27 protein-coding genes and 1 other RNA gene are annotated in these 23,965 nt (G+C 43.4%); 24 read left to right on the top strand and 4 right to left on the bottom strand.

What is annotated here, in order from left to right:
• Nucleotides 1-354: 354 nt before the first annotated feature.
• The 14 genes from tpiA to ssrA all read left to right on the top strand — a co-directional run bounded on the left by tpiA (nt 355) and on the right by ssrA (nt 13,808).
• Complete coding sequence (tpiA, locus tag BM049_RS06950) at nt 355-1,110, top strand: triose-phosphate isomerase (RefSeq protein WP_091529850.1); 756 nt, start codon at nt 355-357, stop codon at nt 1,108-1,110.
• Nucleotides 1,111-2,643: a 2,3-bisphosphoglycerate-independent phosphoglycerate mutase gene (gpmI, locus tag BM049_RS06945; RefSeq protein WP_091529848.1), complete on the top strand. Its 1,533-nt coding sequence runs from the start codon at nt 1,111-1,113 to the stop codon at nt 2,641-2,643.
• A 109-nt stretch (nt 2,644-2,752) separates the two neighbouring features.
• Complete coding sequence (gene eno / locus BM049_RS06940) at nt 2,753-4,054, top strand: phosphopyruvate hydratase (protein WP_091529846.1); 1,302 nt, start codon at nt 2,753-2,755, stop codon at nt 4,052-4,054.
• Nucleotides 4,055-4,249: 195 nt separating this feature from the next.
• Nucleotides 4,250-4,723 carry an immunoglobulin-like domain-containing protein gene (locus BM049_RS06935; protein ID WP_091529844.1) on the top strand — a complete coding sequence of 158 codons (474 nt, stop codon included), beginning with the start codon at nt 4,250-4,252 and terminating at the stop codon, nt 4,721-4,723.
• A gap of 21 nt (nt 4,724-4,744) precedes the next feature.
• Nucleotides 4,745-5,254 (top strand): cofactor assembly of complex C subunit B, encoded by a 510-nt coding sequence (locus BM049_RS06930; protein WP_091529843.1) that lies wholly within the window; start codon nt 4,745-4,747, stop codon nt 5,252-5,254.
• Between the two features lie 71 nt (nt 5,255-5,325).
• Complete coding sequence (secG, locus tag BM049_RS06925; protein ID WP_091486574.1) at nt 5,326-5,556, top strand: preprotein translocase subunit SecG; 231 nt, start codon at nt 5,326-5,328, stop codon at nt 5,554-5,556.
• 292 nt (nt 5,557-5,848) lie between these two features.
• Complete coding sequence (locus BM049_RS06920; RefSeq protein ID WP_091529841.1) at nt 5,849-6,223, top strand: hypothetical protein; 375 nt, start codon at nt 5,849-5,851, stop codon at nt 6,221-6,223.
• Between the two features lie 243 nt (nt 6,224-6,466).
• On the top strand, nt 6,467-7,219 hold the full coding sequence (locus BM049_RS06915; protein ID WP_177188626.1) for an alpha/beta hydrolase: 753 nt from the start codon (nt 6,467-6,469) through the stop codon (nt 7,217-7,219).
• On the top strand, nt 7,216-9,603 hold the full coding sequence (gene rnr / locus BM049_RS06910) for a ribonuclease R (RefSeq protein ID WP_091529838.1): 2,388 nt from the start codon (nt 7,216-7,218) through the stop codon (nt 9,601-9,603). Before BM049_RS06915 ends, rnr begins: the two co-directional genes overlap by 4 nt.
• Before the next feature lie 17 nt (nt 9,604-9,620).
• Nucleotides 9,621-10,082, top strand: coding sequence for an SsrA-binding protein SmpB (gene smpB, locus BM049_RS06905; protein WP_091486563.1), 462 nt, complete (start codon nt 9,621-9,623; stop codon nt 10,080-10,082).
• 169 nt (nt 10,083-10,251) lie between these two features.
• Nucleotides 10,252-10,932, top strand: a complete 681-nt coding sequence (locus tag BM049_RS06900) for a histidine phosphatase family protein (RefSeq protein WP_091529836.1) — start codon at nt 10,252-10,254, stop codon at nt 10,930-10,932.
• A gap of 262 nt (nt 10,933-11,194) precedes the next feature.
• A complete protein-coding gene (locus BM049_RS06895; RefSeq protein ID WP_091529835.1) occupies nt 11,195-12,241 on the top strand; it encodes a PTS sugar transporter subunit IIC in 1,047 nt (348 codons plus the stop codon).
• 20 nt (nt 12,242-12,261) lie between these two features.
• Nucleotides 12,262-13,203 (top strand): 2-dehydropantoate 2-reductase, encoded by a 942-nt coding sequence (locus BM049_RS06890; RefSeq protein ID WP_091529832.1) that lies wholly within the window; start codon nt 12,262-12,264, stop codon nt 13,201-13,203.
• Nucleotides 13,204-13,439: 236 nt separating this feature from the next.
• Nucleotides 13,440-13,808, top strand: a transfer-messenger RNA (tmRNA) gene (gene ssrA / locus BM049_RS06885).
• Nucleotides 13,809-13,863: 55 nt separating this feature from the next.
• Here the strand turns inward: ssrA and BM049_RS06880 are convergent.
• Nucleotides 13,864-14,121: a DUF2188 domain-containing protein gene (locus BM049_RS06880; RefSeq protein ID WP_091529830.1), complete on the bottom strand. Its 258-nt coding sequence runs from the start codon at nt 14,119-14,121 to the stop codon at nt 13,864-13,866.
• A 239-nt stretch (nt 14,122-14,360) separates the two neighbouring features.
• Complete coding sequence (locus BM049_RS06875; RefSeq protein WP_091529828.1) at nt 14,361-14,804, bottom strand: PH domain-containing protein; 444 nt, start codon at nt 14,802-14,804, stop codon at nt 14,361-14,363.
• 282 nt (nt 14,805-15,086) lie between these two features.
• Here BM049_RS06875 and BM049_RS12200 point away from each other — a divergent pair, with 282 nt between their 5' ends.
• The 4 genes from BM049_RS12200 to BM049_RS12100 all read left to right on the top strand — a co-directional run bounded on the left by BM049_RS12200 (nt 15,087) and on the right by BM049_RS12100 (nt 16,804).
• The gene (locus tag BM049_RS12200) at nt 15,087-15,257 is read left to right on the top strand and encodes a LamB/YcsF family protein (protein ID WP_091529825.1); all 171 of its coding nucleotides are present in this window, start codon (nt 15,087-15,089) and stop codon (nt 15,255-15,257) included.
• Nucleotides 15,258-15,293: 36 nt separating this feature from the next.
• The gene (locus tag BM049_RS06865; protein ID WP_091529823.1) at nt 15,294-16,073 is read left to right on the top strand and encodes a Cof-type HAD-IIB family hydrolase; all 780 of its coding nucleotides are present in this window, start codon (nt 15,294-15,296) and stop codon (nt 16,071-16,073) included.
• Nucleotides 16,074-16,310: 237 nt separating this feature from the next.
• The gene (locus BM049_RS12105; protein ID WP_218147226.1) at nt 16,311-16,589 is read left to right on the top strand and encodes a metal-dependent hydrolase; all 279 of its coding nucleotides are present in this window, start codon (nt 16,311-16,313) and stop codon (nt 16,587-16,589) included.
• A complete protein-coding gene (locus tag BM049_RS12100; protein ID WP_218147228.1) occupies nt 16,580-16,804 on the top strand; it encodes a metal-dependent hydrolase in 225 nt (74 codons plus the stop codon). The genes BM049_RS12105 and BM049_RS12100 overlap by 10 nt, the downstream gene beginning before the upstream one ends.
• Before the next feature lie 87 nt (nt 16,805-16,891).
• Here BM049_RS12100 and BM049_RS06855 read toward each other — a convergent pair whose 3' ends face one another.
• Nucleotides 16,892-17,257, bottom strand: coding sequence for a hypothetical protein (locus tag BM049_RS06855; protein ID WP_091529820.1), 366 nt, complete (start codon nt 17,255-17,257; stop codon nt 16,892-16,894).
• Between the two features lie 923 nt (nt 17,258-18,180).
• On the opposite strand from BM049_RS06855, the gene BM049_RS06850 reads away from it, so the two are divergent.
• A complete protein-coding gene (locus BM049_RS06850; protein ID WP_091529905.1) occupies nt 18,181-19,884 on the top strand; it encodes a Na/Pi cotransporter family protein in 1,704 nt (567 codons plus the stop codon).
• A 66-nt stretch (nt 19,885-19,950) separates the two neighbouring features.
• Here the strand turns inward: BM049_RS06850 and BM049_RS06845 are convergent, their stop codons facing one another.
• A complete protein-coding gene (locus tag BM049_RS06845; RefSeq protein WP_091529819.1) occupies nt 19,951-20,847 on the bottom strand; it encodes a fumarylacetoacetate hydrolase family protein in 897 nt (298 codons plus the stop codon).
• Nucleotides 20,848-21,010: 163 nt separating this feature from the next.
• On the opposite strand from BM049_RS06845, the gene BM049_RS06840 reads away from it, so the two are divergent.
• The 5 genes from BM049_RS06840 to BM049_RS06820 all read left to right on the top strand — a co-directional run bounded on the left by BM049_RS06840 (nt 21,011) and on the right by BM049_RS06820 (nt 23,803).
• Nucleotides 21,011-21,241 (top strand): DUF2969 family protein, encoded by a 231-nt coding sequence (locus BM049_RS06840; protein WP_091529816.1) that lies wholly within the window; start codon nt 21,011-21,013, stop codon nt 21,239-21,241.
• A gap of 148 nt (nt 21,242-21,389) precedes the next feature.
• Nucleotides 21,390-22,436 (top strand): YihY/virulence factor BrkB family protein, encoded by a 1,047-nt coding sequence (locus tag BM049_RS06835; protein ID WP_177188625.1) that lies wholly within the window; start codon nt 21,390-21,392, stop codon nt 22,434-22,436.
• A 103-nt stretch (nt 22,437-22,539) separates the two neighbouring features.
• Entirely contained in the window at nt 22,540-22,893 is a 354-nt protein-coding gene (locus tag BM049_RS06830; RefSeq protein WP_218147224.1) for an arsenate reductase family protein, read from the top strand.
• 13 nt (nt 22,894-22,906) lie between these two features.
• Complete coding sequence (locus tag BM049_RS06825; protein WP_091529810.1) at nt 22,907-23,284, top strand: glycine cleavage system H family protein; 378 nt, start codon at nt 22,907-22,909, stop codon at nt 23,282-23,284.
• Between the two features lie 225 nt (nt 23,285-23,509).
• Entirely contained in the window at nt 23,510-23,803 is a 294-nt protein-coding gene (locus BM049_RS06820; RefSeq protein WP_143079467.1) for a hypothetical protein, read from the top strand.
• The last annotated feature ends 162 nt before the right edge of the window (nt 23,804-23,965 follow it).

Here is a 23,965-nt window from a genome sequence, read left to right as displayed (position 1 = left end):
TTAGGAAATTTAGCCTGAATTGCTAGGAAACTGATTGCTTTAGCAATCTAGTTGAGTGTATGCGTCAGCTTGCATACTGCGCAATGGCTATATTTATCTATTTTCATCCGGAATCAGGCTTGGATTGCTGGACAAATAAAAAAAGCAATACAAGCTGGTTTGATTCTCATGAAAAATTGCTGTGATACCAGCATTTTAATGCGTAGAATCACAGTACCAGAGGAGCAAAGCGACTGTGGTTTCATTTAGAAAAGCAAGCCAGGTCAATTGCATTGGGGATCCTGGACATTTGGATCTTCAATCGATTGATCATGAACATAATAACGGAACAAACTACGAAAGAGGGATAAAAGAATGCGTAAACCTATTATTGCAGGAAACTGGAAAATGAATAAAACCTCCGTGGAAGCTGCTCAGTTTATCGACGATGTTAAAGGAAAAATTCCTTCTAACGATAAAGTCGATGCTGTTATCGGTGCACCAAGTATCTACCTTCAAAGCTTGGTTGACTTGACTGCAGATTCAGATTTAAAAATCGCAGCACAGAACAGCTTCTACGAAGACGAAGGTGCCTTTACTGGAGAAAACAGTCCTAAAGCACTCGCAGGCATAGGTGTCGAGTACGTGATCATCGGACACTCTGAGCGTCGTGAAATCTTCCATGAAACAGATGAAATGGTCAACAAAAAAGCGCACGCTATTTTCAGAAACGGCATGCTGCCGATCATCTGTGTGGGGGAAACACTTGAACAAAAAGAAGCTGGACAAACAAACGACTTAGTAGCTGGACAAGTCAAAGCTGCTTTAGAAGGTTTATCAGCAGATCAAGTGAAATCTCTAGTCATCGCTTACGAACCAATCTGGGCGATCGGTACAGGCAAAACAGCAACAGCTGAAGATGCCAACAATACGATCTCAGTCGTTCGTCAGACTGTTGCCGATGTTTATTCACAAGATGTAGCGGATGCTGTCCGTATCCAGTACGGTGGGTCAGTTAAACCGGCAAACATCAAAGAATTGATGTCACAGTCAGATATCGATGGCGCATTAGTCGGGGGAGCAAGCCTTGAAGCAGACTCGTTCTTACAATTACTGGAGGCGGCTGAATAAATGAGTAAAGCACCCGTAGCAATCATCATTCTGGACGGATTCGGATGGCGTGAAGAAGAATACGGTAATGCCGTAGCTCAAGCAAACAAGCCGAATTTCGATCGATACTGGAATGAGTACCCGCACAACACCATGCTGGCTTCCGGCTTAGCTGTCGGTTTGCCTGAAGGTCAGATGGGCAACTCAGAAGTCGGTCATACCAACATTGGTGCCGGCCGCGTGGTTTATCAGAGCATCACGCGCATCGACAAAGCGATCGAAGACAATGAATTCGAATCCAACGAAGCATTGAACAACGCGATCGATCATGTGAACGATAATGATTCTGCGCTGCATCTGTTTGGTCTTGTATCAGACGGCGGCGTGCACAGTCACCAGCGTCATCTGACTGCTCTCGTTGAAGCTGCCAAAGATAAAGGGGTAGACAACGTTTATATCCATGCCTTTACTGACGGCCGTGACGTGGCGCCTGATTCAGGTGTCCGCTTCATCGAAGAACTGCAGGACATCGTTAAAGATCTTGGCGTTGGCGAAATCGCAACGATCTCCGGTCGTTTCTATGCAATGGACCGTGACAACCGCTGGCCACGCATCAAAAAAGCTTACGATGCGATCTTCCACGGTGAAGGAAACAAAGCAACGGATCCTGTTCAGGCTATGAAAGACAGCTATGACAATGAAAAAATGGATGAGTTCGTTGAACCTGTCGTGATCGAAAAAGACGGGAAACCCGTTGCAACGGTCAAAGACAATGATGCGGTCATCTTCTTCAACTTCCGCCCAGACCGTGCGATCGAGTTGTCTCGCGCACTGACTGAAGACGACTTTGATGAATTCGACAGAGGCGACAGACCTGAAAACGTCAAGTTCGTCACGTTCACTCAATATACAGCGGACATGGATGCAGAAGTCATGTTCCCGCCGGTCTTCCTGAAAAACGTTTTGGGTCAAGTTTTAGCGGACAACGATAAGACACAGCTGCGTATTGCTGAAACTGAAAAATACCCGCACGTGACCTTCTTCATGAACGGGGGAACGAACGATGAGTTCCCTGGCGAAAACCGTATCCTTATTCCGTCACCTCAAGTAGAGACCTATGACTTGAAGCCGGAAATGAGTGCGTATGAAGTCACAGATGCCTTGCTGGAAGACGTCAAGAATGACAAACATGATGCGATTATCCTGAACTACGCTAACCCGGATATGGTTGGACACTCAGGCATGCTTGAACCAACGATCAAAGCGATCGAAGCCGTTGATGAAAACTTGGGCCGCTTTGTGGATCTGATCCATGAAAAAGGCGGAACAGCGATCATCTTTGCCGATCACGGCAATGCGGATACTGAACTGACACCTGAAGGGGAGCCACACACAGCCCATACAACGGTGCCTGTTCCTGTCATCGTGACGAAAAAAGGTGTCACTCTGCGCGGCGATGGAAAACTCGCTGACGTAGCGCCAACAATGCTCGATCTTCTGGGCATTGAAAAACCAGAAGAAATGACAGGCGAAAGCTTGATCCAGAAAGACTAATTGAATGATTTTAAATTGTTTTTTGAAAAAAGAACAAGTAAAATAAAACTACACCACCTGATACCCGGCGTTGAGTCGGGTACAGGACAAACAAAGGAGAGAATTATCAATGCCATTTATTACAGACGTAATTGCACGCGAAGTTTTAGACTCACGTGGTAACCCAACGATCGAAGTTGAAGTTTATACAGAATCAGGTGCTTTCGGGCGCGGTATGGTTCCTTCAGGTGCTTCTACTGGTGAACACGAAGCCGTAGAACTGCGTGACGGCGACAAAGACCGTTATTTAGGTAAAGGCGTAACGAAAGCTGTTGACAACGTCAACAACACGATTGCTGACGCTGTTATCGGCATGGACGTTCGCGACCAGATGGGTATCGACAAAGCGTTGATCGACCTGGACGGTACACCAAACAAAGGTAAATTAGGCGCAAATGCGATCTTAGGCGTATCTATCGCTGTTGCACGTGCAGCTGCCGACTACCTTGATCTTCCATTATACCGTTACCTTGGCGGAACAAACACAAAAGTACTGCCAACACCAATGATGAACATCATCAATGGCGGATCACACTCAGATGCACCTATCGCATTCCAGGAGTTCATGATCTTACCAGTTGGCGCACCAACATTTAAAGAAGCTCTGCGCTGGGGTGCTGAAATCTTCCACGCACTTAAAGCAATCCTGAAAGACCGCGGTCTAGAAACTTCAGTTGGTGACGAAGGTGGATTTGCTCCTCGCTTCAAAGGAACTGAAGACGGCGTAGAAACAATTCTTGAAGCCATCAAAAAAGTCGGTCTTGAACCTGGTAAAGATGTTTACCTTGGATTTGACTGTGCTGCTTCTGAATTCTACGAAGACGGCGTATACAACTACGCTAAATTCGAAGGCGAAAACGGTGCAAAACGCAACGCTGAACAGCAAGTAGACTACCTTGAAGAATTAGTCAACAAATACCCAATCATTTCTATTGAAGATGGTATGGACGAAAACGACTGGGACGGTTTCAAACTGTTGACAGATCGCTTAGGCGACAGAGTTCAATTAGTTGGAGATGACCTGTTCGTAACAAACACTGAGATCCTTGACCGTGGAATCAAAAACGGCGTAGGCAACTCAATTCTGATCAAAGTTAACCAGATCGGTACATTGACAGAAACATTCAATGCGATCGAAATGGCTAAAAAAGCTGGCTATACAGCCGTTGTTTCTCACCGTTCTGGTGAAACAGAAGATTCAACGATCTCTGACATCGCTGTTGCATTGAATGCCGGACAAATCAAAACAGGTTCATTAAGCCGTACAGACCGTATTGCTAAATACAACCAGTTACTAAGAATCGAACATCAACTAGGCGACTTGGCAGTATACGAAGGTTTACAAGCTTTCTATAACTTAGCTGACAAGTAATCTCGATCGATCAAACAGAACAGGCCGTGCTACATAAAGTAGTGCGGTCTGTTTTTTTGTCAAATAACCAATTAAAAATCCACTCCAAAAATTTATTCTTAATAAAGTGTATAAATGCGCTTACAACTGTGATAAGATTTTAGTGTACAAGAATTACAAATACATACTATCAAGAGTTGAATAAGAGGTGATGATATGATCAAATCGATTCTTTTCTTCGCGAGCATCATGCTGATTGTAGGCTTCAATGGAATGTCCGATGAACCTGTGCCTCATAATAGGATTACTGACAAAGACATAGTCGAAGAGACCATCATTTTTTCCTTTCAGGATACTAACCGTTTCAACAAGACAGATCTTGATCTGGGCGTTCCCAAACTGCAGCTAAAGAATGGAACGGTTAATGAGCTGAATACTGATTTCAGTTTGACCGTCGAGTATTACGATGAGGGGTGGACGGAGATAGATACCATCGATTATTACGTTAAAGATTATCCATACGCGTTACAAAGAGAAGAAAAGCTTACATATTCTCTTTTCACTGATCATTTTGACCAGCCTTTAGACAGTGGAAGGTACAGGCTGAAGCTGGACTATGCGCTCTTGGATGCAGCAGATAATGAGGAAGAAGAATACCAAATAGGCGCTGTTTTCTGGTTGAACAAGTAAACCTGAAGGAGGGGGAACCGTATGAACAGAAATTCTTTTCAGAGCACCTTGTTTCTCTTCATCCTGAGTCTGATCGGTTTGTTTTTATCGGGATGTCAAACAGCACGAATCAATACGGCAGTCACCCTGCCAGAGGATATTCACATGGGCCAAGGTGACGACCTGAATAATCAGATAGCGAGTTATTTTGAACGAGAATCGTATTCAAGTGAAGAAATAGATGAGATGTTTTATATTGTGGATAATCACTCGGAACAGACGATTGAAGTGAGTGAGTTTTATTTTGTTCAAAAGTGGGTAGATAAGGAATGGAAAACACTCGATAATAATGCGATCGATCAAATCGATCGGACTGTCCAGATTTCTCCAGGGGAAACGGCTGAGTTTATCTTCTGGCTATCGACGGAGTCCAGTGATATTGATGAAGGCACCTATCGCTTGTCCACGCACATGGCTTTTCTTGAAGAAGAGGAAGACAAGCAGGAAAGGAAACCATTTAATATTTTCATCCCCTTTGAAATAAATGAATAATGGGTGGAAAACTCACGCTACGTGTGCTATATTATAACGTAGGAGAATTGTCAGAAGGAGGTTACGTTTTAATGTACGATATATTACTTACAATCATGCTTATTCTATCAGTATTCATTATTATTGTTATCGCGATGCAGCCAACAAAAACACAAAGTGCATCCAATGCTTTCATGGGCGGTGCCAGTCAGCTGTTCGGAAAACAGAAAGCACGCGGATTTGAAGCCGTTCTGATCAAAACGACCGTAGTGAGTCTCATACTCTTTTTCGGTTTAGCATTTACTTTAAGCCAATTATTTTAGTCAACGAATGATTATCTAGTACTCTTGTTATCTTTAACTTACACGAGCGAAAGCTTCTGAAGTAAAGAAAACAAGAGTACTTTTTTATGCAAGGCATAGAAGGTTGAACGAGGTACAGCGTAATCATCTATGTTTAAAAAAGATTAAATCAAATCGGCTCAACATTAGTACTACTCGAATGCGAATGTCAGCGAGTATATCTAATGAGGATGCTATTCGTACTGCTCGGGCAAAAGTATGTCTGAGTACGTCAAATGCGGACGCCAATGGCATTACCCAAAGGAAAATGCCTGTGAGTACGTCGAATGCGGGTATCAATGGCATTACCCAAAGGAAAATGAAGCTGAGCACGTCGAATGAGAGCGCCATTAGCATTACTCAAAGGAAAATGCCTGTGAGTACGTCGAATGCAGGCATCAATGGCATCGCTCAAAGGAAAAAGTCTGTGAGCACGTCGAATGAGAGCGCCATTAGCATTACCCAAAGGAAAATGCCTGTGAGTACGTCAAATGCGGACGTCAATGGCATTACTCAAAGTAAAATGAAGCTGAGCACGTCGAATGAGAGCGCCATTAGCATTACTCAGAGGAAAATGCCTGTGAGTACGTCGAATGCGGACGACAATGACATCACTCAAAAGAGGATGAAGCTGAGTACGTCGATGTAGAAGCTACACAGGCAAGCTGAAATGTAAATCGCTGTGGATCTGCTGACATGGGTCCAGCATCGGTTGGATCATATTTAAATAATTCATGAGCTGGTCGAAGATCGAACCAATGAAACCAACAGACAATAACAGCGTTCTGCCTGAATGAGTTTGGTAAAGGGATATATACCCTAACTTGTGTTTCGGTATAAAATTGTCACAATTTAAGGTAAAATGGAAGAGAGTCTGAAGGAGGATTTTTTTATGAATAATCAATCATTATTTTATGAAAATGGCAAACGAGCCGTGCTATTGTTTCATGCCTTTACAAGTACACCCAAAGATGTACTCAGCTTGGGCAGAGCTTTAGAACGCGCCGACTATACAGTGTATGCGCCGGTTTTATCCGGGCACGGGACAGGCGATCTGGATGATCTCTTCGATTATTCGATCGAAGACTGGATGAAAGACGGAGAAGACGCCGTCGCCTTTTTAAGAAACAAAGGGTATGATGAAATCGCGGTCTTTGGCTTGTCACTGGGCGGTGTGGTGGCCACGCATTTATTACTGAATGAAAAAGCCGTTATCGGCGGAGGAACATTCTCGGCACCGGTCGTCACGCAATACGATAACCATGTTACCGACAGCTTTCTTCCATGGTACAAAAACGTTAAACGGGAAGAAGGCTATGACCGTGAAGAGCTTGCCGGGCTGATGACCAAGGCAGAAATCGAATTGAAAGAAATGTTTGAAGACTTAAAAGAACATGTTTCAGCTATGGAAGAAAAGTATCCGACCCTTGAGAAGAAAGTTTTTATCGGACAAGGTGAAAACGACGAACTGATCGAACCGGATACTGCCCGTATATTTAGAGAATCATTGAGTCAGGCTGAAGTATCCATCAATCTGTATGAGGATGGCGAACACGTTATTACAACCGGAAAAGTAGGGAAAGAACTGCAGACTCATGTCCTGACGTTCTTATCAACACTTGACTGGAATGGAGGAGACAAATGAGTAAAGAGAAAGACAAGGATTTAAAAGAAGAAAAGAAACGTAAAGAATTGAAAAAGAATATCATCGCATATATGAAAGAACAGAACGAAGAGGCGCTGGAGGTGAACGAAATCAGCGAAGGGCTGAACCGTTCCGGTGCTAAGGACTTCAAGAAACTGGTGAAAGCAATTGCTGAACTGGAAAGAGAAGACAAGGTCGTTCTTTTACAGAACGGGAAATTTAAATTAAAAGAAGGTTCAACGGCCATGACTGGGCGCTTCAGCGGGACTGACCGGGGATTCGGGTTTGTTACCATTGAAGAGTATGAACAGGATATCTTTATCCCGCCGAATGCGACGAAATCTGCCTTAAACGGGGATATCGTCAAAGTTAAAGTCACGCAGGAAGCCTTGCCGCATAAAGACAAAGGACCGGCCGGAGAAGTTATTGATATCGTTGAGCGCGGGACCGAGCATGTCTTTGGTGAATTTCATCCCTATAATGATGAAGAAGTAAAAGAAAAAGAACTCTATGGTTATGTTAAACCTAAAAATCAGAAAATGCTGGATCTCATCATTGAAATCGAGACAAAGGGTATCCGTCCGGTCGACGGCAGCATTGTTCAAGTCGAAGTCACCGACTTTGCCCATGACGGCGAAACCAATCATCTGAGGGGGATCGTGACGAAAACGCTTGGTCATAAAGACGAACCCGGCATCGAGATTTTGACGGTCGTTCATAAGTACGGTATCCCAAGCGAATTTCCTAAAGCTGTCACAGATGAAGCGGAAGAGGTACCGGATACCATTTCCGAAGATGACCTTAAAGGTCGTAAAGATCTGCGCGACGAAGTCATCATCACGATCGACGGTGCAGACGCCAAAGACTTGGATGATGCGATCCAGGTGAAACGACTGGAAAACGGCAACTACTATTTAGGCGTCCATATCGCCGATGTCAGCCATTATGTCACTGAAGACAGCGCGATGGACGAGGAGGCCTTTGAACGCGGCACAAGTGTGTATTTGACGGACCGCGTGGTTCCGATGCTGCCGCAGCGCCTGTCCAATGGCATCTGCTCGCTGCATCCGGATGTCGACCGTCTGACACTGAGCTGTGAGATGGAAATCGATCAGTCTGGTGAAGTCCTGGACTATACGATCTCTCCAAGTGTGATCAATAACCATTACCGCATGACCTATCAGGCTGTGAACGACATACTTGAAGAAGATGATCAGGAACGCAAAGAAGAGTACAATGAAATCGTTCCAATGCTCAAAGAAATGGAAACACTGCACAATATCCTTGAGGAAAAACGGGTGAGACGCGGATCCATCGACTTTGACACACGCGAAGCGAAGATCCAGGTCGACCCGACTGGTTTTCCTGTGGATATACTCTTGCGTGAACGCGGAGTAGGCGAGCGTCTGATCGAGTCCTTTATGCTGTCAGCGAACGAAACGGTTTCTGAACATTATGCCAAACAGGACCTGCCGATCTTATACCGTGTGCATGATAAGCCGGATGAAGGCAAAATGCAGCGATTCATTGAATTCGTCAGCGGTTTTGGCATCAATGTCAAAGGTCTGAAAGATTCTATCAGCCCTAAAAAACTTCAGAACATTCTGGATAAAGTAGATGGCACACCGGAAGAAGGCGTCATCAGTATGCTCTTGCTCCGATCCATGCAGCAGGCGAAATACGATGTCGTACCGATAGGTCACTATGGTCTGGCTGCTGAGTATTACTCTCACTTTACTTCACCGATCAGACGTTATCCGGACTTGATCCTGCATCGCCTGATCCACTATTATGATGAAGTGGGCAAAGGTCAGAAGGCGAAAAGTCGATGGAATGCCAAACTGCCGGAAATCGCCGAGCGCAGTTCCATGACCGAACGCCGCGCAGTGGATGCGGAACGGGAAACAGACGAAATGAAGAAAGCGGAATACATGTCCACGAAAATCGGTGAGAAATTCGAAGGCGTGGTCACATCCGTTACCAACTTCGGCCTGTTCGTCCAGCTTCCTAACTCCGTCGAAGGACTTGTCCACATTTCAAACATGAACGATGACTACTACGAATTCAACGAACGTGAACTGCTGCTCATCGGTCAGCGTACAGGGAATGTCTTCCGGATCGGCCAGTCGGTGGAAGTCGTTGTCACAAAAGCAGACAAGGAAACCTATGAAATCGACTTTGAACTAGTTGAAGACGAAGAAGCGAAAGCCAAGCGTGAGCATGAAAAAAAAGAAAGAAAAGCGCGTAAAGCACGCAAAAAAGGCAAAGGCGACAAGAAGCAACGTTTCAGAAAAGGAAAATCTAAGAAAGATGACGGCAAAAAAGGACCTAAAGGTAAAAAGGGACCTAAAGGACGTCGCAAAACGAAAAAACCTAAAAAATAAAGAAGAGGAGGAGTTTTATGCCAAAAGGAGAAGGTAAGCTGATTGCCCAGAATAGAAAAGCACGGTATGAGTATTCTATCCTTGATACTGTCGAGGCCGGTATCGTCCTGCAGGGAACAGAGATCAAATCGATCCGTGCCGGTCGGATCAACCTCAAAGATGGGTATGCGGGCATTCGTGACGGCGAAATTTGGTTATATAATGTGCATATTGCTCCCTTCGACAAGGGAAATCAGTTCAATCATGATCCAGTGAGAACACGAAAACTGCTCATGAAGAAAAAACAGATCGATAAACTTGTCGGAGAAGTGAAACAGGGCGGCGTTACGCTGATTCCTTTAAAAGTGTATATCAAGAATGGCTTTGCCAAAGTATTGATCGGCCTGGCCAAAGGGAAGAAACAGTATGACAAGCGGGAAACGATCAAGCGCCGTGATCAGGACCGTCAATTGAGACGGGCAGTAAAAGAGAACTATTAATAAGAAAAAACGTTATGGGCTGGAGCTCATAACGTTTTTTCTGTATCGACTAAGTGAAACAGGGTGTACGTTTCAAAAATTGCATACGTTTTAGACTGGCTATATTATCGCTAAACCTCCGGTAATTTGTTAGAATGAAAGAAGAAGATGAGTGAAGGAGAGGAAAAGTATGGCTAAAAAGGGTGTCACGATATATTTTGTCCGGCATGGCGAAACATATATGAACTATTATGGGCGCATGCAAGGCTGGTGTAATGCTCCACTGACGGATCACGGGAAAGAAGATGTCAGACGCTGCGGTCGAGGATTAAAAGATGTGAAGTTCAATGCCGTCTATACGAGTGACTTGTCCCGAACACAGGAGACAGCGCAGATTATCTTAGAAGAGAACGGCCAGATCGAAACGATGAATATGATTCAGATGCCGGAATTTAGAGAAGTTTTTTTTGGTTCGATGGAAGGTATGTACGGATCCGAGGCTTACGACAAAGTGAGAGACTATCTGGGTTATGAAACGAAGAAGGAAATGTTCAGAAACACAGATGTACCTGAACGAATGGATGCCTTTAGAGCCATCGATCCTGATAAACATGCGGAAGATTTCATGATGTTCTGGTCACGGGTAGAAAAAGGCCTGTTAAAACTGATCGATCGTCACCGGGATACCGGAGAAAAAATTCTGCTGGTGGCCCATGGGGGAACGATCCGCTATATTCTTCAGAACCTTATACCCGACATCGATGATTCGAGAAGTCTGTTGAATGCGAGTGTCTCTGTTGCCAAATATCAGGACGGTCTCTTCCATCTGGAACGCTATAATGATGTGTCGCATTTTAAAGATGCCGAATAAAAAGAATAGAGACACTTTATGAACTCTTGTACCCTGTTCAGGTGATCTGTAAATCAGAGAAGCCTGGACATTGGAACAAGAGTTTTTTTATATATGTTCATCCTTTAGGTATATTTTATTGAAAGGAATTACATAGTAACAATTATTAAATTAATGTTATTACATTTTCATGTAATTTTCTGAAAACCAAACAAATATTGTGATAAAATGAGCTTGTAATAAAAAATAACAAGCATAATTGCTTTAGATAAGGGGAAAAACAATGTTAACTAGAGAGCAATATACGTTTAAAGATTATGTAAATAAAGTGCTCGCCGGAACGGCAAGCGGAATCGTCATCGGGCTGATCGCTAATGCTATATTAGGAGGAATTTTTAAAGCACTCATACCGTATGGCACTATCTTTGAAACACTGGCATTAGTTGTGGGCACCATGCAATTTCTAACACCGGCTATTATCGGTGTTCTTGTAGGCATGCAGTTCAAGCTGAACGCTATGCAAAGTGTCATTATCGGTGCAGGAACGTTTTTAGGCTCCGGTGCCTATGCCGTGACTGACGCGGGTATTACTTTGGTCGGCATCGGTGATCTGGTCAACGTCATGCTGATTTCAGGACTGGCCGTCTTGGTCACACGCTATTTAGAAGGCAAGTTAGGATCGCTGAATCTGATTCTTCTTCCAATCATCGTCGGCGGTGGGATCGGTACGATCGGCTTATTGACTCTACCTTATGTCAGTTTAGTCACTACTACAATCGGTAACGGCATCAACACCTTCACTCAGCTGCAGCCTTTATTAATGGCCGTACTCATTTCAGTAGCATTTTCAATCATTATCATTTCACCGATTTCTACAGTTGCTATAGGTATCGCGATCGGAATTTCAGGTTTAGGTGCCGGAGCGGCCGCTGTGGGGATCACAGCATGTACAGCCGTCCTGGTAGTCGGATCTAAACGCGTCAATGAAAAAGGAACAACACTGGCCATTTTATTGGGAGCAATGAAAATGATGATGCCAAACCTCGTCAGACATCCTAGAATTGTCGTGCCTATTGTGATTAATGCTATTTTTGCAGGCGTCGGGGCTTATTTATTCAGCATCCACGGCTTACCCCAAACGGCTGGATTCGGTATCGTTGGGCTAGTTGGACCGATCCAAGCAATTAATATGGGATCTGCACTCTGGACGGTAATCATGGCTTACTTTGTTATTCCATTTGGCGGTGCGGTGCTTGTTGATGTATTATTAAACAAGATGCTGAAAATTTACGAACACGAAATTTTCAAATTCGTACCAGCAGCAAACTAGTATAAAAGGGGATTAGATTTATGAAAATAGCAATCGCAGGATCAGGTGCACTCGGATGTGGATTTGGTTACCACTTGCAAAAAAGTGGTGAAGAGGTCACCTTATTAGACAATTGGGCAGACCACATTCAAGTTGTTTCAGAAAATGGTTTAACGATAACAGTTAATGGCAAAGAAGATAATCTGAAAATGAACATGTGCAAGCCGCATGAACTGAATGAAGAAATGGATGCCATTTTTGTCTTCACAAAATCAATGGGACTAAAACCAATGATGGAAAGTATCGATCACATCATTGGTGCAGATACTAAAGTCATCTGTCTTCTGAATGGATTAGGACACTTGAAAACACTGGAACACTATGTAGATAAAAAGAATATCATAATGGGTACCACCGTTTGGACGGCCGGAATCGATGCTCCGGGAATCACACATTTTAATGGACAAGGCCCAGTAGAACTTCAAAATAGCGACCCAAGTGAAAAAGAGGGTGCCTTGGTCATTGTGGATATGCTCCAGAGAAGTGGCTTGAATGGCGTCTATAGTGACAATGTCAACTATACGACATGGCGTAAAGCATGTGTGAATGGGACGATGAATGCCTTGTGTGCCTTACTTGACACAACGATCGAAAAAGTATTCTCAACTTCAACGATCGACTCCATGCTGTCAGGGATCGTTACAGAGTTTGCAACAGTAGCCAGACTTCAGGATGACATCAAACTGGACGTCGAAGAGACGATCACTTACCTGAAAAATTTGGCAGACAAAGTAGGTGCTCACTATCCTTCGATGCACCAGGATCTCGCAAATAACAGACCGACAGAGATAGATTTTTTAAATGGCGCTGTGGCCGAAGCATCTAAACGATTCGGCGTTGAAGCCCCATACTGTCAGAAGGTCACTGATTTGATTCACGCGAAAGAAGATATCCTAGGTATTCCGTCTGCGTCGAATTCATAAATAATTAAATAAAAAATCGAAACCTGCACCGCGGATAACCCGGATGCAGGTTTTTGAATCTTTTTATAGAAAATAGGGACTAAAAGTTTGGAAAAGAGTTTGATATCACCATTTCAAGCAAAATGTAAACTTTGATAAAGCAAACAACTTACTAAAAATAAGCGAACGCACTTTTCTTTTTCAGATAGATGTGCTATAATAATTACAGAGTCAAGCCAGACTCTATCTAATATGTCGGGGTTGTTACGGATTCGACAGGCATAGATTGAGCTTGGGTTGCGTTCCGCAGGTGACGAGACTGCGTACCAACGTCACAGTTAAATATAACTGCAAACAACAATAACAACAACTACGCTTTAGCTGCGTAATAACAGCTTAGTGTGATCCGACCGGCATCGCCCATGTGCTCGGTATCGGGTCCTATAATAAGTGGGATACGCTTAGTCTTTCCGTCTGCAAGACTAAGAAGAGATCATCAGACTAGCGACGCATGATGCCTGTTTTACGGCTGATGCTGAGCGAACTTTCAAATAGTAGAACTATGAACGTAGATACTTGAGTGTCGATATGTCTGGACAGGGGTTCGACTCCCCTCAACTCCATACAATACAAAAAGAAGAGAAGTGCCATTTAACCGGCACTTCTCTTCTTTTTTCGTTATTACTGGTCAAAATCGATCTGGTCTTCGATTTGACCATCCTGACCATGTACGATCACTTTTGATTCAGCTTCTTCTGCTCTTTTCCTTGCTTCTTCTATCGCTTCTTCTTTATCATCTGTTTCAAAAATAGCTTCCCGTTCGCCTTCTTTTTTGACTTCCCAACGGGAATCGTCACCCGTCACGACATGGAAATGTGCGCTATCTGTTCCGGCTCTTTGATCGAAATAATTGCCTTGGTTATTATTCTGAGCTGCCATCGATTATTCTCCTTCCTTTTAATCTGACTGCCCTTAACTTCACATAAATCTATGTATCTGTCAAAACATATGAATTGCTGTTTTGTAAGCATCGTTAACGGTTAAAGAAATCTAGCTATACAGTAATCCAGAAAAACAGTCCCTCAAACTGAATCGCGCATTAAAGAGACGCATCCAGTTTAAAGGAACTGTTTACCGAAAATATCTGATTTTGACGAAAAAATCATCTTGTTATTAGATCAATTGTTGATGCGTTCGCGGTTTTTAACGCTGACATTCCCCAGTGTTCGGTAAAGTGGGGCAATATCTGTTTTCTTCGGAAATTCAAAAGTCTGTTCAGCTAGACGCTCGTTATTGGACTTCTGATAAGCATTTTCCAGATAAGTGATGGTCACTCCACTGTCATCAAAACCAGTACCGGCAGTTTCCATTTCTACATTAATAATAGAATCGATAAAGATGGATTTGAATGAGACTTTTTTACCTGTTGCACCTTGTTTGTCAATAAAAAGGATACGAAGCGTTGTAAAGACGAGATCGTCACGGACAAGACGATAGCCCATCATGATTTTTTCTCCGTCAAAGAGATAATCTGAGTATTCCTTCGTCAGTTCTTCAGGAGATTTTTCTGAGTGGTTGCCTAATGAACCTTGTATCATTGAGCTGAGATTAAATCCTTCCATTTTAACTCCTTCTTTCTATAGTCTTTGTTTAATTATACCACTATTTGGTAGTTATGAAAGCTCACAGCCATTGAAATGGAAAGGGGGCCTTCTGTCGGCTATATGTAGATGATCAGCAATAATGATGCAGGATACGATCCATAGTGTCGATCGACTTGATGCACGGATCTTCTAATCAATCCTGAGAATGAAAACTGCATCAAATAAGAGATAAGAGGCATTTAAAGATCCAGAAAGACGGGAGCTCAGCAGCACAGGTAACCGCATGACGCTCTTTACATCATGGCTGTCGAAGACTATAATCGAGCAAGGGGTACCTTTGAAGGGGAAATAAATCGCCTGCAGCCTAATACCATTTGTGTGCATGGCGATAACCCGAAAGCTGTCCAGTTTGCAAAAAGATTTCATAACGCTTTAAAAGAGCGGCGAATCGACGTATCAGCAGCAAGATAAGTAAGTAAATCAATTTTGAATAAAAGGGGAAAACAATTGAAACCAACCGCATTAGTATTTTTTGATTTAGATGGGACATTACTGAACGAAGAATCTTTAGTAGATGAAGAGGTCAAAGAGGCACTGGTCCAGCTCAAAGAAAAAGGAGCCGTTCCGTTCATTGCAACAGGACGCAGCCCGATAGAGATCCAGCATGTACTGGAGGAGACGGTGATCGATTCGTTCATCACGCTGAACGGCCAGTATATCCAGTATGAAGGGGAAGAAGTCTACCGTAATGTCATCCCTCAGACACTGGTCGACCGATTGAAGCAAATGACGCATGAACAGGATATGCCGCTGTCGCTTTATACTTCCGACAAGATCAGAGCCACCCGCTACAATGAGACATTAAAGAATGCCTATAATTTTATCCATGAAAACCCGCCGAAAATCGACGGCGGTCTCGATGGAAAGGAAGATATCCTGATGATGCTGGTCATCAATGACGATCCTACACTGGATCAGCCATATTTTGATGCTTTTCCGGAATTATCCTTTTATCGGAATACACCCTACAGCATCGACACCATTATTAAAGGCCACTCGAAAGCGACAGGTATCGACGCTCTGCTTAAGTCCATCGATATGGAAGATGTGCCTCTCTATGCCTTTGGCGACGGATCCAATGACATTGAAATGCTGGAACGCGCAGATTACAGTGTAGCCATGGGCAATGGTCTCGATGAAGTGAAGGAAATCGCAGATTATGTGACATCATCCAACACAGACGGCGGTTTGATCGAAGGGATGAAGCATTTCAAACTGATCGACTGATCTTATATAAAAAAGAGGCAGGGTGTCCTGCCTCTTTACCGTATCTTATAAAGTGAACGCTGATTTTTTCATCACTTCTTAAGATAAAGCTTAAAGATGAGAAGTTGCCGGGGTTATTCCTCCCACTTCTTAAGTTTAAGCCCAAACTCAAGAAGTGGAAGCAGGTAGCTCCGCCACTTGTTAAGATTGACCTGCACAGACACTAAATAATTAAAGAGTATGAATAAGGAGAAACGTATGCTTTACAAGACACATCTAGCCGTGACTTATGCGGCGACTTTACCGGTGCTTGCCTCAACAGGCTCGTTGACCGCTGGTAATATTATTGCACTAGGCATCGGTTCGATCCTGCCGGATATCGACCATCCGAAATCCTTTATCGGAAATCGGACCCGAGGCGTCAGTGACGGGATGGGAATGGTATTCGGTCATAGAGGGCTTGCCCATTCAGTGGCAGGGGTGATTTTCTTTCTGCTCACTGCTCACTTTCTGTTGACGTCCCTCCACTGCCGCTGAAGTGGGCTGACTGGTTCATCTTAGGCTATTTAGCACATCTGGTCGAAGATTCTTTTTCAAAAGCCGGAGTAGCATGGCTTCAGCCCCTATATAACAAACGAATACAGTTTGGGTTCAAACTGATATATTATCGGACGGGGAAGGTAAGTGAGAAAATTCTTTACATAACCGCTTGTGCCGGTCTATTCTATCAGGTGCTGCGACTCCTTGCTTAGAAAAGGTGCTTCATTGACCTGTATCAGTAACCAGTACCACAAAAAAACAGCCTGCTCCGACTCAGTCGGATGCAGGCTGTTTGTATTTTATGACGTTGGTTTATTCAGTTCTTCGATTTTTCCTTCGATCCCTTTTGGGTAATGCTGGAACAGCTGAGCAAGCAGCCTGGGATCCTGACTTGTAGTAGAAAGAAGTGCAGCGGCTTCTTGAATAAGCCGTGAGTGTTCAATAGAGCTTTTCTTTGCATCCGTCTCTTTATAACGAATGATCCCATCCAGAACCTCATGGTATTCACTTACAAATGATTTGAAATCTGAACTGTTTTCCAGTAATACAGACTTGATGGCCTGATTTTTTTCATGAAGACTAAGTGCATACTCTTGGGGGGTCATGCCGATCGACTTCGCATGTTGTCGGAAATCAGCTAATTCTTTCTCGATATGTTCTGTCACAGAATCACCTCTACTTACTGTAATCTTCTCGATAGAAAGACTCAGCAAGTTATTTTGATGCTACCAAGTATAGGGCTTCTGTAGAACAAAGTAAATATTTAGGCCGAAAGTTTCATAAATATACAATGAAATGTTCAAAACATAGTCACTAAGTGTTCGAATAACAGGGATTTTTTCCAGCAAAATGAATAAAGTAAAAAAAAGGGCACCGAAAATATTTTTAAATTCGTCCTATCAGTATTAGGTAGACTGACCAATATCGTTTCATTCAGGGGCTTGATAAGTAGCTGTTAAATAGAACGAAAAACGTGTTGCCGTTTAATCGCTTATGGCAGACAACAGACTATACTCCTGCAGTGAGCGAGTAAGGATAGTCCACATCACTTCGTTTTCTAAAGCATTGAAATAAGCGAAACATTATGAAGATATACGCTGCGGACCTAATTGTTGCAGAAGTCATTCCAGACACACCGACCTGTTTTAATTATTAATGTAGAGAAAAGATTAAGAGTGGGTTAATTTGTTACGGAAGTGTGAACAACGTGTAAAGGGCGTATGTATTTCTGATAAAGATAGTGAATAATATATCATTAAATGAAAGCGAATTAATTTGATCAGAATTGCTTTAAAAACGAATGTTACCCACCGCTTTAAATTGTTTTATTCGCAAATGAGGGAGTATCAAAGATACCTGTTTTTAAAACGCTTTCGTTTAAGCACTAAAGATGAATTTTTAAAGGATAGAAAACATTAAAATATTCTCATAAAAGAAAAAACCATTCAATTCTCTATCTATTACATTTATTATGGAAGTAGAGTGTCTGAGGTTGGCTAAGTAAGAACTGCTTTATTCAGGTAGTTGTCTCAGCATTTTAAAATCATATGAAAACTAAAATGGAGGGTTACGTGTGGACGTACAACAAATGATATTCATGTTCGCTGGTGGATTAGGTATATTCCTGTTCGGTTTGAAATTTATGGGAGATGGCCTGCAAAAATCTGCTGGGGACAGTTTACGCAGCATATTGAATCAGATGACTTCGACACCGATCCGTGCGATCATCGCCGGTATCGTAGTCACCGTCCTGATTCAAAGTAGTTCCGGGACGACCGTATTGGCCGTTGGACTGGTAAGTGCCGGCTTCATGAAACTTAAACAGGCTATTGGTGTCATCATGGGGGCCAATATAGGAACAACGATCACTGCTTTTATTATCGGTATCGATATAGGTGCCTATGCGTTGCCTATCATGGCTATCGGCGCATTTTTACTTTTCTTCTCAAAAAATATCACAGTCAACAGCGTCGGTCAGATCATCTTTGGATTCGGGGCCCTGTTTTATGGTCTCGAATTAATGGGTGATGGGATGTATCCGCTGCGTGAGGTTCAGGCTTTCAGAGATCTGATGATCGATATGGGCGAAACACCGATCCTTGGAGTTGGAGTAGGAACCGTGTTTACCTGGCTCGTACAAAGTTCCAGTGGGAGTATCGGTATCTTACAGGAGCTGTATTCTCAAGGGCAGATCGCTATCGAAGGGGCTTTGCCGGTCTTGTTCGGTAACAATATCGGAACCACGATTACTGCTGTCTTAGCGGCCATCGGGGCAAGTGTTGCAGCTAAGCGTACAGCAGCGTCACATATCATCTTTAATCTGGTCGGTACGTTTGCTGTTCTTCTGGTTATTGGACCATTTACGTCACTGATCGTAGCCATTACACCTATTTTTAATTTGAACCCGCCTATGCAGATCGCTGTGGCTCACGGGTTATTCAACGTCACGAACGTGCTGATTCAGATGTGGTTCATTGATTATCTGGCGAAGATCGTAACGAGGATCGTCCCAGGCGACGATGCCTTGATCGAATACGATGCATCGCACCTTGATTTTTCCATCATCACAACCGTTCCGTCTGTCGCATTGAACCAGGCGAAACTTGAGATCCAGCAGATGGGTGATTTCGTTCTTGAAGAGTACAAAGAAATGTTCAAGTACTATAAAAACCAGGACGATACTAGCCTGTCCAACACCCTGCAGCTGGAAGAAGTCGTTAATGATATCGATATGCGTCTGACTGAATATCTCATGCTCATCTCTGTCGAAGACTTGCCAGTGAAAAGTTCCACTGAGCATTCTCAGATGATGGATATCACGAAGTATCTGGAACGTATCGGTGACCACAGTGAGAATATCTTGAACAACATCAAAGAAGCCGCGCGTGCCCAGAAGAAACTGGCTAAAAAAGCCAATAAAGAACCGGAAAAAATCTTCTATGACGATGATTTGATTGCTTTGTTCAATCTGGTTGAACAGAACATTGCGGATGCAATCACATCCTTTACCCAAGACAGCTATTCATTAGCCGGCAAAGTAATCAAACGTGAAAAAGAAGTCAACCGTTTAGAAGAAGAGATCCGTAAGAAATACATCGAACGTTTAAACAGAGGCACTGGTCTGCCGTCTGATGGCATCCTGTTTGTTGATATCGTATCTAATCTGGAGAGAATGTCGGATCACTCAGTTAAGATCGCCAAACATTCATTAGGTATCCGTTATCCATTCCAGCAGGAGTCAAAACGTCCGCGTCACGTACGTAAAGTAGAAGAAGCTACAGAAGCGAAATAGTAGACTAAAAGAGGAAACGACAGAAAAATTGTCGTTTTCTCTTTTATCTACTCTAACAATGATGGGTTAAATGAAAGTATTGCTCAATGTACCCAGTGATTCGATCGAGATCTCTATTTGGTCTCCTGCTTTCAGCCATTTCTGCTTGTCTTTTGGCTGTTCTAGGATCACGCCTCTGGGGGTCCCGGTAAAGATCAGATCGCCGGGCTTCAGCGTCATGTATTGAGAAGCCTCACTTACTATTTTAGCGACGCTGAATAACATGTCGCTAGTAGAGCTGTTCTGCACCAGATTGCCGTTTCGTCTGGTTTCGATGGTTAAATCCTGGACCGATTTGATTTCATTTTTCGTGACCAGTGCCGGTCCGATGGGGGCGAAATGATCCATTGATTTTCCGATCAGCCATTGTGACGACTGGAACTGAAAGGCCCGTTCAGACAGGTCATTACCGACCGTGTACCCGAGAATGGCATCTTCCGCGTTCTTTTCACAGACATTATTGACCTCTTTGCCGATGACGATGACCAGTTCCGCTTCATAATCGGCATGCTGGGCATTGGCCTGAAGCGGGATAGTCTGCCGATGTGCAGCCAGAGTATTTGAGAATTTATTAAAAAAGACTGGAGAAGTCGGGACTTCCCCGCCCGTAGCCTTGATGTGCTCCACATAATTCATACCCACACAGAGGATTTTCTCCGGACGCATTATCAAAGGCAGATAAATCAGTTCTGAAGCAGGGATAAGGTAATTGTTTGTTTTCACACTTAAATTTTCTGCTCTGTCTAATGTCTCATCGATTTGGTTGATGCTGTGAGTACTGTTTTCCAGCAGGTCATCCATCGTATGCGGGACAGAAGTGTTCAGATGTCGGGATAGGCGAAGAATATCCAGTACGTCATTTTCCCATTCAAGCCCCAAGTGTTCTTCAGATGTTTCTCTTGTTTTGTAACGAACGAGTTTCATGATATAGTCCCCTTCTTAATAGTATTTCACTTAAAATTATAGATATACTAGAAGACGATAACAAAAATAACGCTTGTGATTAACCTGCTCTAAGTGATTCAGTCTTGCTCAACTGCCTGGTTTTTAGTACACTTATGAGACAGGAGAAACTGGAGGAATTCATATGGGAAAACGAAACAAGCACATTGAAGTGGAGATCAACGAAACTAAAAACAACACCGAGTCATTTACTGAATACGAACTTGTCGTCAGAAAAAAAGTTATTGGTAAACTGCAGCAGGAAGGCGACGGGTTAGTAAATGTCGAATTTAAATCCGGCAAGAAACGCACAGCCCGTTCAATAGATGAAGGGGTGCAGATGCTTATCGAAGAACATAACCTGCACGACGAGTAATTAAACCATGACATTGGAGACGGACCGCTTATTCCTGGATATCTGAGGATAGGCGGTTTTTTCTCTTTACAGTGCTTCTCGATAGGGATGGAACCCGCAATTATGCTATGATTAAATCAAGCAGATGGATAAGAGAGGATGTGTGCATGTGGATAAAGCAGAACAAGTTGAAGATAAGATCCCGCGTAAAGACAAACTCATTCGGTTTATAAAAATCGCCCAGTCAAACTGGCAAAGAGCGACCGTAAATCAGAGTGCCGCAGAAATGGCCTATTTTTTACTCTTGTCGCTATTCCCGTTATTGCTGGTCCTGGCTAATATCATTCCCCTGCTGCCGATAGACCCTGGTGAAGTACTCAGTATGACATCGGATTTTGTCCCTCAAGATATTTACAATGTCATCGAACCTATAATAAGGAACTATCTGGAAAGCGGAAGTGGCGGAGCAATCTCCTTCGGGTTACTGGCGGCATTATGGTCGGCCAGCCGGGTCATCAGTATTTTGAGGCGTGTTTTGGATGAAGTCTATGGCTCTGTCCCGACAAGTAACTTTATCATTGGGCGAATCGTTTCGCTGTTCACCATGATCGGTATCGTGCTGGTTATCGGTGCAGCTATTTTTGCTTTTGTATTTGGTGAACAGATCCTGCTGTTTATAGAAGAGACGATAGGGATGACCATCCCGTTCATTCAGCAGTTTCTGCTGCTTCGATGGGTCATCTTAGTGGTTATTCTCTTCCTGGTTTTTCTGATCGTTTACCGGATCGTGCCCAACCATCATTTGAAGATGAACTACTCTTATCAGGGAGCCATCTTTGCCACAATAGGCTGGGTCCTGCTGACACAGGGATTTTCAGTTTACTTAAACTTTGCCGGTGGAGATGCCGTGGCGAATGCCACATTCGGGGCCTTCATTGCCTTGATGATCTTTCTTTACCTTTCCAGCCTGATATTACTTTTAGGCGCGCTGATCAATGCCCTGATCTTTGAATGGCAGAACTACATGTCTGTACCGGAGTATGAAGCCAAGAAGCGCAACGAAAAACGACTTCAGGATTCGGACTGGACAGGTTACCCAAGCGAGGCAGAAACTACCCTGCTTAAACGCAGACTATATAAAGTCGGGAAACTGAAAGAAGGCGAAGTCAAAGAATTTGAAGAAAAAAACCCCGATATCAATGCAGATGAAGATTAATATATAAAAGAGTGAGTGCCGAAAAAGCCTCGCTCTTTTATTTTTGTGCTTAAATAAGCTATAATGAGAAAGACGCAAAAATGGACGACAGGGAGGAATTGCAGTGGACTTTTATTGTCATCCACGGTGCAGTACGTGTAAAAAAGCGCAGAAGTGGCTGGAAGAACGGGAGATTCCGTATACATTCATAAACTTGCTGGAAACATCTCCATCAAAAGAAACATGGGTCAAGATATTATCCGGGACAGACCGTACAGTGAAATCTTTTTTTAATACAAGCGGCAATGTTTACCGTGAAAATAATCTGAAAGAAAAAGTTCCAGGCATGAGTATCGAAGAAGCAGCTGAATGGCTGTCTACCAACGGGGTGGTCGTTAAACGTCCATTAGCGATGGACGGCGACAAACTCACCGTTGGCTTTAAAGAAGACACTTACGCTGAAGTATGGGCAAAATAAAGGAGAAATGAAAATGACAGTAAAATATCATCAGAATGGGATCTGGATCGAAAAAATGAATGACACGGATTACCGTATTGGTTTATCAGAAAAAGGGCAGGATGACGTTGGAGAAGTCATGTTTGCGGAAGTGTCTGAAAACAAAGGTCAGCTGGACAAAGGCGACGCCATCATCAACGTGGAAGGAGCCAAGGCTGTGACTGAGCTGACATTACCTTTTGCAGCCAAAGTCATTGAAAAACATACGGATTTGGAAGATGAGCCGGATCTGCTGAACAAAGAAGACAGAGACAAGAACTGGATCCTAACTGTTACAGACGTAGACCCTGCTGTCTGGGGGACACTGGATACAGAACTGATTTTTGATAAAGAAGAAAGCGAAGAACAATAAACGAAAAGAGCAGAGAAATCTGCTCTTTTTACTTTGTAGAGCCATATGAAAATGTTGCGAGGCGTTATGGCTCGCTCTCTTGGGCACTGAAAGGATGATCAATGTACTCCGAGAAATATGTAAGTGAGTGAGCGGAATGTATGTGCCATTGGACGTACTCGAGAAAAAAAGAGCGTGAGCACACCGAATGAAGGACTTATTGAGCGTACCCACGGATAAAAGAGCGTGAGCACACCGAATGAACGCTTCATTGAGCATACCCACGGAGAAAAGAGCGTGAGCACACCGAATGAACGCTTCATTGAGCGTACCCACGGAGAAAAGAGCATGAGTACACTGAATGAGCGCTTCATTGAGCGTACCCATGGCGAAAAGAGCGTGAGTACACTGATTGAAGGACTTATTGAACGTACCCATGGCGAAAAGGGCTTGAGCACACTGAATAAACGACTCATTAAATCATACTTCATGAAAAAATGTGTAGCACACCAAACGAAAGCCCGGTTAGCCTCTCACTAGCGCAAGTGTGTTCGGGTCATTTGATCAACTTTGAGTAATTCCCTTCGGATCTAATCAGGATTTATTGACTGTTCAAAAAATAGATGCGCTGACATGACAATAATGAAAGCGGTTAAAATATATGAAATCCTTTTTGATTCGACTATTATATATACTTACGCT

Origin of the sequence: Alkalibacterium subtropicum (assembly GCF_900112455.1) — a bacterium.
Classification (GTDB): Bacteria; Bacillota; Bacilli; order Lactobacillales; family Carnobacteriaceae_A; genus Alkalibacterium; species Alkalibacterium subtropicum.
This window is presented reverse-complemented; position numbering and strand designations above follow the sequence as displayed.